This is a genomic window from Streptobacillus notomytis (assembly GCF_001902585.1).
Taxonomy (GTDB): domain Bacteria; phylum Fusobacteriota; class Fusobacteriia; order Fusobacteriales; family Leptotrichiaceae; genus Streptobacillus; species Streptobacillus notomytis.
This window is the reverse complement of record NZ_LKKV01000106.1, coordinates 1-9516: the sequence shown is the minus strand read 5'-3', so window position 1 is coordinate 9516 and position 9516 is coordinate 1. Positions and strand designations below refer to the sequence as shown.

13 protein-coding genes and 1 pseudogene are annotated in these 9516 nt (G+C 30.3%); 1 reads left to right on the top strand and 13 read right to left on the bottom strand.

Features of this window, described 5'->3' with window-relative positions:
- From BUE91_RS05495 to BUE91_RS05445, 13 genes are all read right to left on the bottom strand, one after another.
- A partial coding sequence (locus BUE91_RS05495; RefSeq protein ID WP_073508208.1) for a DNA methyltransferase occupies positions 1–1250 on the bottom strand: 1250 nt, incomplete at its 3' end.
- 9 nt (positions 1251–1259) lie between these two features.
- Positions 1260–2216 (bottom strand): HaeIII family restriction endonuclease, encoded by a 957-nt coding sequence (locus BUE91_RS05490; protein ID WP_073508207.1) that lies wholly within the window; start codon positions 2214–2216, stop codon positions 1260–1262.
- 13 nt (positions 2217–2229) lie between these two features.
- Positions 2230–3252: a DNA cytosine methyltransferase gene (locus BUE91_RS05485; protein WP_073508206.1), complete on the bottom strand. Its 1023-nt coding sequence runs from the start codon at positions 3250–3252 to the stop codon at positions 2230–2232.
- 1 nt (position 3253) lies between these two features.
- The gene (locus tag BUE91_RS05480; protein WP_004833342.1) at positions 3254–3475 is read right to left on the bottom strand and encodes a helix-turn-helix domain-containing protein; all 222 of its coding nucleotides are present in this window, start codon (positions 3473–3475) and stop codon (positions 3254–3256) included.
- Positions 3476–3621: 146 nt separating this feature from the next.
- The gene (locus tag BUE91_RS07370) at positions 3622–4182 is read right to left on the bottom strand and encodes a hypothetical protein (protein ID WP_244889891.1); all 561 of its coding nucleotides are present in this window, start codon (positions 4180–4182) and stop codon (positions 3622–3624) included.
- 150 nt (positions 4183–4332) lie between these two features.
- Positions 4333–4560 carry a hypothetical protein gene (locus BUE91_RS07780; protein ID WP_425319023.1) on the bottom strand — a complete coding sequence of 76 codons (228 nt, stop codon included), beginning with the start codon at positions 4558–4560 and terminating at the stop codon, positions 4333–4335.
- A gap of 358 nt (positions 4561–4918) precedes the next feature.
- A complete protein-coding gene (locus tag BUE91_RS05470; RefSeq protein ID WP_073508205.1) occupies positions 4919–5299 on the bottom strand; it encodes a mobilization protein in 381 nt (126 codons plus the stop codon).
- A gap of 267 nt (positions 5300–5566) precedes the next feature.
- The gene (locus BUE91_RS05465) at positions 5567–6529 is read right to left on the bottom strand and encodes an AAA family ATPase (protein WP_073508204.1); all 963 of its coding nucleotides are present in this window, start codon (positions 6527–6529) and stop codon (positions 5567–5569) included.
- On the bottom strand, positions 6526–7134 hold the full coding sequence (locus tag BUE91_RS05460; protein WP_244889890.1) for a hypothetical protein: 609 nt from the start codon (positions 7132–7134) through the stop codon (positions 6526–6528). Before BUE91_RS05460 ends, BUE91_RS05465 begins: the two co-directional genes overlap by 4 nt.
- Before the next feature lie 403 nt (positions 7135–7537).
- Positions 7538–7921 (bottom strand): plasmid mobilization protein, encoded by a 384-nt coding sequence (locus BUE91_RS05455; protein ID WP_073508203.1) that lies wholly within the window; start codon positions 7919–7921, stop codon positions 7538–7540.
- 11 nt (positions 7922–7932) lie between these two features.
- Positions 7933–8526 carry a site-specific integrase gene (locus BUE91_RS07485; protein ID WP_244889889.1) on the bottom strand — a complete coding sequence of 198 codons (594 nt, stop codon included), beginning with the start codon at positions 8524–8526 and terminating at the stop codon, positions 7933–7935.
- 150 nt (positions 8527–8676) lie between these two features.
- Positions 8677–9003 (bottom strand): tyrosine-type recombinase/integrase, encoded by a 327-nt coding sequence (locus tag BUE91_RS07480; RefSeq protein ID WP_244889888.1) that lies wholly within the window; start codon positions 9001–9003, stop codon positions 8677–8679.
- An 11-nt stretch (positions 9004–9014) separates the two neighbouring features.
- Positions 9015–9206: a hypothetical protein gene (locus tag BUE91_RS05445; protein WP_073508202.1), complete on the bottom strand. Its 192-nt coding sequence runs from the start codon at positions 9204–9206 to the stop codon at positions 9015–9017.
- 103 nt (positions 9207–9309) lie between these two features.
- Between BUE91_RS05445 and BUE91_RS05440 the strand changes: the two are divergent.
- A pseudogene (locus tag BUE91_RS05440) lies at positions 9310–9516 on the top strand (glutamine-hydrolyzing GMP synthase); the annotation flags it as partial.

The following is a 9516-nucleotide window of genomic DNA, read 5'->3' as shown; positions in this document are numbered from 1 at the left end:
TACTTTATGAATATTAAAATTGTTTCTTCGGATATGGATTTTACGATTTTTTCATTTTTTGCCGAAGAAAGTGTAAGTGGTGTTTTTTTATATAATATATTTCTATTAAATTTAGAAACCATTTGTAATCCCAATTTATCCGCTATTTCTATCGTTATATTATCTAATGGTTGCATAATTGCATCTACGCTTCGATTCCCTACTGTCATTATTAAATATCCATCTTTTGCTAAGCAACTTTCCATGGATTTCAATGCAATATAATAATCTTCAAAAAAATTAATTACTTTACCCCTCTTATCTACAGATATTTCATTTAAATATTCATTAAGTAATTGTATGTCCTTTGTATTACAAGCTTCCCTTTTTTCTCCACCAATGCTAATTTTATCTATTGTAGAATAAGTTTCTAAAACAGATGGTTCACACGACAAATCTTTATTATCAATCCATTTCAGGGATAAAATTGAGGCTTGACCATATGTGACCGTTGTAGAATTATCACCATATGGAGGAGATGTGCAGATGATTTTAAACTTCTCATTTAGCTTATGTTGCATAACTTCACAACAATCACCATAAATAATTTTCACTCTGTTTTTTTCTTCATAATTTAATAAACTAGCATTTTCTTTAACTTTACCAATAAAAAATCCAATACAATCATCCTGTATAAGATTTATTTTTTCTTCAGGTAAAATATGCAATTTAAAAGTACTTGTTCTGTCATTACTAAATTTAAATATTGTTTCCGATAAACAAATCCAAAAAAACTTTCTAATACTTACATCTTCCTCAGCAATGATACATTGTCTAATTTTACTCAATGACTGAATTATGTCTTTTCTAAACCACTTTTCTATGTTATAAAAGTAATGCTCTTTAAAATTTTGCTCTTGATTTAAATTATTTTCTATTTTAGCAATTGCAGATAACATCTTCTCACGATTATATACATTCGTTTTTACATATGATAATAAAGTTGCATAAGGATTGATATCTATGCCTGTTGAATCAATCCCTAAATCTTGTGCAATTACTAAAGTGGTTCCTGAACCACAAAATGGATCTAATAATTTAATATTATTATCTTTAATTTGTTTTACAATTATATTCAATAACTCATATTGCATATCCGGAACCATTGTAGCAGGATACTTTCCTATATTATGTATCCCTGTTTTAATTTTCCCTTTAAAATCCCAATATCCCTCCGGGTATTTATTTAATTCTCCAATAATATCTTTCATAATAAGCTCCTACTTCCATCTACAATCTATCGATATAATAGTTGCAGGCATACCTATGATTTGTATATCAAACTTTAAACTTGATTCAACCTTAGTCGAAGCATTATGAATTCTGAAACTAAATTGCCAACCACCATCAAGATATAATTCCAAGGTGTTTTTACTCCCTGATTTATATTCTAAACTTACAATTCGTGTTGGAAGTGTTGATATTGGTAATTCAATGCTTCTCTTTTTCTTATTCCCCTGCTTATTTAAAGTGCCTCTTAAATTGTAACTTTGAATTTGAGTTGTTCGTTTACTATCAATTCCAATAACTTTATAAAAATCAAATTCTCCAAGTAAGTACTCCACCATAAGTTTTGGTATATCTTTTCCAAACAAATGATTTTGTCTTTCCAATTCACCTTTGAAAGCATTTAACAATGGAATATATACATCATCTTCTTTATTAGGTAAATCGCTCCACTTAGAGCCCTTTTGTTTCTCAACATCAAGATATTCAAATATAGGCTTAATATCTTCCCAATATTGTTCGGAACAATCTACCCTATACCATTTTCTACCAAAATCTAAGTTCTCTGACAGCCTACTATGCTTAACAGCAAAATGATTATGCTTAACACTTAAACCTATTTCCCATTCAATCCCTCGTCTGATAATCAAGACATCTCTTACATCGCCTTCCTTACCTTTATCATCCGATTGAATTTTTAGTTCAAGCTCATCATCCCCATCATATAAAATCAAAGCTTCAAGGTCAAATATAGTGTTAACTCCTGCCAAGGCACTAACTTTATATATTGTTTTTTCAGAGTCAATTAAAGTATTCCACGCTCTTTCTGCCGCAAAGTAACTACTATTTTTTTCTATCTTTGCCGGTCTTATTTTAGATATTTCTTCAAATAATGTAATTAAGTATGAAAATTCATATGCTCTTCCTTGATTATTACTTTTATTGCTCATGACTAACCTCCAATTAATTATCTGTCCCAGTTTTTAATAGGTTACTATTTGCACTTGAATTATCTAAAGCAGATACAATTGCTTTAGCCATTTCATACGCAAGATTTACTGGTACAGCATTGCCGATCATTTTATAAGCATCATTTAGATTCGTATAGTAAAATTTAAAATCGTCCGGAAACCCTTGAATCCTTGCACATTCTCGCACCGTTAGTCTTCTATAAAGTGCTTCTTTTCCTGGTTCAAATATATTTTTGTTTTTTTCTACTTTAGGCATTACTGGTGCCTGAGGATGTAGCTGACATTGCCTTCCTGAAGCTTGAACTGTAAATGCCTGTTCATCCCATTGCCTAACTCTATTTCTACTCATAAAAATAGGTGAGTATGCACCAATGAAGTACTCATGATTCAAGACTTTGCAATTATCTCCATTAGTTTTATTTTTTTCTAATGCTGGTATTGCAGAATCTTTCAAATCAAAAATTGTATCTTTAAAAGTTAATTTAGTTTCATAAGGTTTTGGTGGTTCAAATTTAACCTTTAAATCCTTTCTAAAACCTACATAAAAAACTCTTTTTCTATCTTGTGGAACACCATAGTCACTTGCATTCAACAAATGAATAAAAACATCATATCCTGCTTCTTCAAATTGAGAAACTATATTCTCAACAGCATCATTATGCCTTTTAGCCATCATTCCTTTAACATTTTCAGCAAGGAAAAATTTGGGTTGTTTATCCTTTAAAATACGTATATATTGATAAAATAATTGTCCACGAGGATCTTCTATTCCTTTTAACGAACCAGCCTCACTCCATGATTGGCATGGCGGTCCACCTATAATACCATCACATTTAGGAAACATACCTGAAGGAATACCACAAATATCTCCTTTTATAAGTTTCGTTTTATAATTTTTTTCATATGTTTCCCAAATCGTTTTATCATATTCGTTTGCTACTACTATATTAAACCCTGCTCTTTCAAAACCTAAGTCTAATCCTCCAGCCCCCGAAAACAAGCTAACTAAATTCATCTTATATTTCCTCCGAAGAATCATTAACACATTCTACAATCTCTGAAATATCACATTCCAATACATTGCATATTCTTAGCAAAACATCAGTAGTAACATTTTCACCATTTTTTATTTTATAAAATGTACTTTTACTCACCTTTGCTTTATCCATAAGCTCAGTATTTTTCATTTCTATATCTATCAATTTTTTAAATAATTTTTTATAGCTTAGTTTTGACATGATTATCCTCCAGTCTTATCCATCTTAATATCATATCGTTTTTATTATAACATAAAAATATAACTTTTTATAGTATTTTATTCCTTTTTCTCGAACGAAACAGTGATAAGTAGCATGTCAAAACTCACTGTACACAACTACATAAATTACCTTTCTACTCCCCTTAAATTTCTCTTTTTATTAATTGATTTTGCATGTTCTTCAATTTTATATTTTTCAATATTATCAATAACTGATTCCTTTTTCTCTGTTTTATCCCTACCAAGATACTCATTCATATTAACTTTCAGATGCTGCAATTCATCATACTGTTTTAATAATGAATTATGTTTCTTGATTATCTCCTCTTGTTTAGCTTGCAATTCTTTAGAATGCTCGTTTAATTTCCTAAAAAGATTTTTAACTGATTTTTTCTTCAATCCTTCTAATACAGTATCTTTCAAATGCGGAAATTGCTTAAGAAAAATATCTATTTCCTCATAGGATTTCTGATAGACTTCTATATCTTTTCGGTTCATCATCATATAAATTTTATCATTCGGATATTTGCGATAACCCTGATAATGCTCTCTTTTGCTGATACAGATTTGAATATGCTTAACCACTTCCTTTATCCTCTTTTGTTCCCATGAAAGTTTATCAAATTCTTGTTTCAATTCATTTTTTTGAAATAATATTTTTTGAATTCCTTTTTCCAATGCTTCCATAGAGTTAAATCCTTTATCTCTTATTTTTAACAGAATTTTGGATGCTACTTGCATGTTGGTATGAACTACCCTATCCTGATTTCCATATTTGGTTTTATCAACAAATTCTCCTATTTCTTTATCTTTATTTCGGATTCTTTCTTTGATTTTTTATTCTGTGTAATTATCACCTATAGTTTTCGCTCTGGTAAATCTCTGCTGATTTTTCTGTTTGAAAGCAATATACTTTCCAAACTTAATTTCATATCCATATTGTTCCATTATTTTAAGAAAATGTTCCCAATTTATTGCTTTTTGAATTACTCTATCCATATCAAATTGAAGTCTTGATTTATAACTTTTACCTTTTTTATCTTCATTCCAGTCATACCAATTCACGAACTTTCTTCGCTTAATCTCGTTGATTTCCTTTTGCGTTTCAACATCTATTACCGATAAATTATGTTCCTTGCACAACCTGTCACTCTGATTTCGAATATTCATATATGATCCATAGTAGGAATGGTAAACTTTGCCCTCATCAACATCTATGGAGTTAAAAATTATGTGATTGTGGATATGGTCTTTGTCCTCGACTTAAACTGTTTCTTGGTAAGTTCAAATTCCTTATGAGCATTTTTTCTGCTGCAAAGGTTGGTTGTAACATAGATTTCATTATCGGTTTTATCGCCATTGCAAATATAGTCTATGGCTTTTTTAAGTGTTGTTTTAATGGGATGTATCTTTGTAACTGCCATCAACTTATTACCTTGTTGATGATATAATCGGAAACTTTTTCTCTAAATTCTGCAAGAAATGACAACTCTAGTTCTAATCCAGAATAGATTAATTCAATATCTTTTTTGTAAATTACTCCTGTACTGTTTATATGCTTTGTTATTTGATTTAAGTTTGCTGAATTTCTACTTACAAGAGAAGATAATTCTCTTAATTCTTTTCTAAAAGCTCCTGATATATCAATACTGATAATCTTGTTTTTAAATATAGCATCTCTATAAAATTTTCGTTTATTCTTAAAATTTGTTAATGCAAATCTTCGATTTAATTCTTTCATCTCTTCTTCGTTCACCATAAAATGAACAGTACAGTTGTTTTTACGATTAACTGTCTTTGACATTTTTTACATCTCCTTTCTTTTTCGGGGTCTTAGGGTTCTCCCTAAATATTTCAAATTTGAGTTATCAAATTTCAAGCCTACTTTTTGAGTGTGGTCAAAAAGTATATGCTTGCTATCAACATGTAATTCATGATTTTTATAAATTAGTCTTTAACTTGCACAGAAAAAATAAATGTAAATTCTTAATTTACCGTTTACACCGTTCATACCGCACGACATTCTTTTATATACAAAACATCAAACGGTACGAACGGTTTGAACGGCATTTTAGTAAATTACATCCTCCGAATCATATTTAACTTGGTAATTGTTATTGTTTTTACCTCGCTTCATGGTAATGCTGATTCCATTTTTCTTGAGAATATCCTTATTACGGCTTAAAGTTTTCCCGAATTGTTGCGGACTTTCTATCTCTAATTTTATCTTTGAGCAAATATCAACTATTGTTCCATCTATTTCTTTTAATTTAGGCATAAGTTGAACTAATCTTTGAATGGACGGTTCCAGCATTTCAATCGGGTCCACTTTATCAAGCTCCAATATTTTTTTCGATGAATGAATTTTTACTTGATATATCCTTGATTCAAAAAGCCTACTGGTTACATCTAAGCTAAATTCCGTATCAAATTCCAATGATTTATTTATAGCTATTATAGTGTCTACTGAACCGGATAATGCTTGAGAACCTATAACCTTTTCGCTTACACTTTTAACAGATGAATCTTTCTTAGTATGATACATCATGATAAAAGTACAGCCATATTTGTCTATCAGATGGTAGTATTTTGCCATTACTTCATAAGTATCATCGTAATCATTGGCATTATATTTTCTGTCGTATTTGATTTTAGAAAAAGTATCTACAATGAAAACTTCATAACCTAAATTAGTATCTTCTTTAACTATTCTTTCAAACTCATCAAAATCTACATAACTTGTGCCTTCGTAGAATTTCATAGTATTTGAACAATGTATATCTAATCTTTTAATTCTTTCCTGAATTAGTCTTCCGGATGGTTCGTTGCAATAGTAAACGACCTTTGTTTTTCGTACATTGTTTTCAAGAAAATCAATTCCTTCATTTATACATATACCAAGATTAAGCCCTAATGCCGTCTTACCTTTTTTAGGTGAAGCTACAATCAATGTAATACTTTTTCTTGCAATAATGTTATCAACAATATACTTATCAGAGGCATCAAACTCAGTATCTATCGTATATGCTTTCAACGAACTACCTCCCTTGTTTTTCTGTGATAGTTATAATCCCAATAATTCATTCCACCGACTTCCTGTGCCTTCTGAATACTCTGGTTTAAGTATTTAATATATGCTGCCTCAGTTCTTCTCTTACTCATATCACCCATTCGATTCAATGCTGATTTCAGGAAGATCTCAAGCATTAAATCTGCATTTCCATATGTAAAGCTGTTTAAGATAAGAAGCAATTGAAAATCGTCTTTACTTGAATCACCTGTGGAATACTCGCCTCTAAAAAGCTCTCTGCCTTTGCGATTAGTCATATAGATTGTCTTTAAAATTCCTTCAATATCCGGAACATCACTATCTATGCTTTTATAGTATTCAATTTGCTCTCTAATCGTTTCTTTAAGGGCATACTTTTTATAATAGATATTCAATGTATAGTGCTTATCCTGTATTTCTTTACAATCTCCTACTACATTACCTGTCATGGCAATGCACTTATTTGACTTATACATTTCAAAGTGGTCTATTTGATTATTTATATTCTTTGGAATTGACCCCTTTGCAAAGATATGCAATCCATTTTCCGATATAGATGTTTTCTTATAAGTCTCTGCAAAATCACTCACGATGTCTTTCACGTTTTCAAAATTTTCTTTTACATTGTCTAAATTAATGCAGACATAAGGATCATCTTCAGTTAAAACAAACGATAGTCCATCACAACCACTTCTTTCTAGTCCTTCTAAGGCTGTTTCAAAACCTGTCCAGTTTTCTCCTTTATTCCACTCTTTTGATTCACAAGTGATTGGACTGATTGGGATTTTTATAGTTTTTATACTCCCATTTTTGTCTTTGTTATGATAAATCTTAAACCATAACTATTGTTTACATTCTTTTAACTCCTGCGGAATATTGTTAATATATTTTACTTTGTTTATCATTTTTACCTCCATATTTTTGTTGATGATAGAAGTACAACCTGATAAAATATTTTTAAGAGTTGCAATCTCATCAGGTTGCTTCTTGGCTCTATCTATTGCCGTAGGTAGAGTCATTTTTATTTCTGTTCACCGTTTCAAACATTTCCAGAATATACGCCAAAAGTTCAAGCTTATTTTCATCAATATCGCAGTCCAAATTAACATTTTCAAAATACTCTTCAAGCATTGTCAGTTTTGTTTTCAGCTCATCAAACACTCTTATATTTCCAAATACCTCAACCCTATGATTTAAGCTGATTTTAATCATATAGTCCTGTTTATTTAATCCTGATAATGCTATTTTCTCTTCCAATAAACTTTTCTCTTCAGGTGACATTCTGAAATTCACTATAATATTTCTTTTTCTGTTGTTATCGACTTTCAGTTTTCTACCTTTTCTCTGTAGACTTTCTCTTTTAAATATCTTACTCATCTTGTCTAAACTTAATTCCTTTCTTTCTCTATAATCTGAACGATTTCTAACTGTTTGGATGGATACAAATGTGCGTAATTTAAGGTTATTGAGATACTTTCATGCCCTAATCTTTCTGCAATCACCACAGGAGAAAAACCTTGCTCTATCAGATACGCAACATGATAATATCTTAAATCATGAACTCTAATTCTTTTCACTCCTGATAATTTACAGCCTCTATCCATTTCATGATGTAAATATGATTTTGTAAAGTTAAATAGCCTCGCCTTTGAATCCAGATTATAATGCATTCCGAAGAAATCTGAAATTTCATCACATAAAAATTGTGGTAATTGAATTGTTCTATTACTTTTTTCTGTCTTTGGACTTGTAATATAATCTTTTCCTTTTAACCTTTGAAATGATTTACTGATAGTTAAAGTTTTCTTCTCCAGATCAAAGTCATCTTTTGACAACGCCAATAATTCACCTTCTCTAATGCCGCACCAATAAAGAATTTCAAAAGCATAATATGAAACTGGCTTACTTTTTATACTTTCAGAAAACTTTTCATACTCTTCTTTCGTCCAAAACAACATTTCCTGTGCTTTTGATTTTCCCATTTTAGTTGTTTTATGAGCAGGGTTGCTTGTTAATCCGTAATATTTATTTGCATGGTTAAGAATAGCATTTAGTCAATTTTGAATCGTTCTCAAATATGTTTGAGAATATGACTTTCCTTCACCATCAGACTTTTTAAGCAATTCATTCTGCTACTGTAAAATATCCGGAGCTGTTATTTCAGATATGGATTTCTTAGCAAAATACGGGATTATTTTCTTTTCTATAATATGAACTTTAGTCAAATATGTGTTATATTTAATTCTCGGCTTTAAATCACTCAAATAGATTTCAACAAAGGATTCAAATAACATGTTCAAATCTCTCGACTTACTTGCTAAAAACTCCCTTTCATATTCCAATACCTCTCTCTTTGTAGCGAATCCACGTTTTGTATGAATTTGTTTTACTCCTTGCCAATCAACATATCTCAAATAAATTTTCCAGGTACCTCTTTCTTTATCCTTGCTTGCTGACACATCACCACCTCCTACACTTCTTTCGCTTGTCCATAACAGTTTTCTTCATAAAATTTTCGATTAACCTTGCCTGCAATCACTATCAGGTTTGGATTATCTTTTAACATTCTCTCGTTTAATTCTTTTATCATTTTGTATGCCTTAGGTTTTGAAACTCCCCAATCTTTGCTGACTTCTTCAGCATCAACATACATTTTTCTCATATTTTTCCTCCTCTCTTGTTTATTTGAACTTGCGATATATATTAGTATAATAATTTATATATTAAATGCCAATAGGTGTTTCTAATTTTTATCAGAATTTCTCTTTATTTTTAGTATATGTAAGGCAGAAAAAAATTTTGTAATAACTAATTTTATAGAAGAAAAAATAAGGAAAATTAGAGAAACTGTAAGGGATAAAAAGGTAATGCTTGGACTTTCTGGAGGGGTAGATTCATCAGTTGCAGCGGTATTGATTAATAAGGCTATAGGGGATCAATTAATTTGTGTTTTTGTTGATACAGGACTTTTA

Excerpts from the sequence above, each read along its gene's own strand:
- BUE91_RS05490 (WP_073508207.1), bottom strand. The coding sequence starts at position 2,216 with ATGAGCAATAAAAGTAATAATCAAGGAAGAGCATATGAATTTTCATAC.
- BUE91_RS05470 (WP_073508205.1), bottom strand. The coding sequence starts at position 5,299 with ATGTCAAAGACAGTTAATCGTAAAAACAACTGTACTGTTCATTTTATG.
- BUE91_RS05480 (WP_004833342.1), bottom strand. The coding sequence starts at position 3,475 with ATGTCAAAACTAAGCTATAAAAAATTATTTAAAAAATTGATAGATATA.
- BUE91_RS07370 (WP_244889891.1), bottom strand. The coding sequence starts at position 4,182 with ATGGAAGCATTGGAAAAAGGAATTCAAAAAATATTATTTCAAAAAAAT.
- BUE91_RS05445 (WP_073508202.1), bottom strand. The coding sequence starts at position 9,206 with ATGAGAAAAATGTATGTTGATGCTGAAGAAGTCAGCAAAGATTGGGGA.
- BUE91_RS05455 (WP_073508203.1), bottom strand. The coding sequence starts at position 7,921 with ATGAGTAAGATATTTAAAAGAGAAAGTCTACAGAGAAAAGGTAGAAAA.
- BUE91_RS05485 (WP_073508206.1), bottom strand. The coding sequence starts at position 3,252 with ATGAATTTAGTTAGCTTGTTTTCGGGGGCTGGAGGATTAGACTTAGGT.
- BUE91_RS07485 (WP_244889889.1), bottom strand. The coding sequence starts at position 8,526 with ATGGGAAAATCAAAAGCACAGGAAATGTTGTTTTGGACGAAAGAAGAG.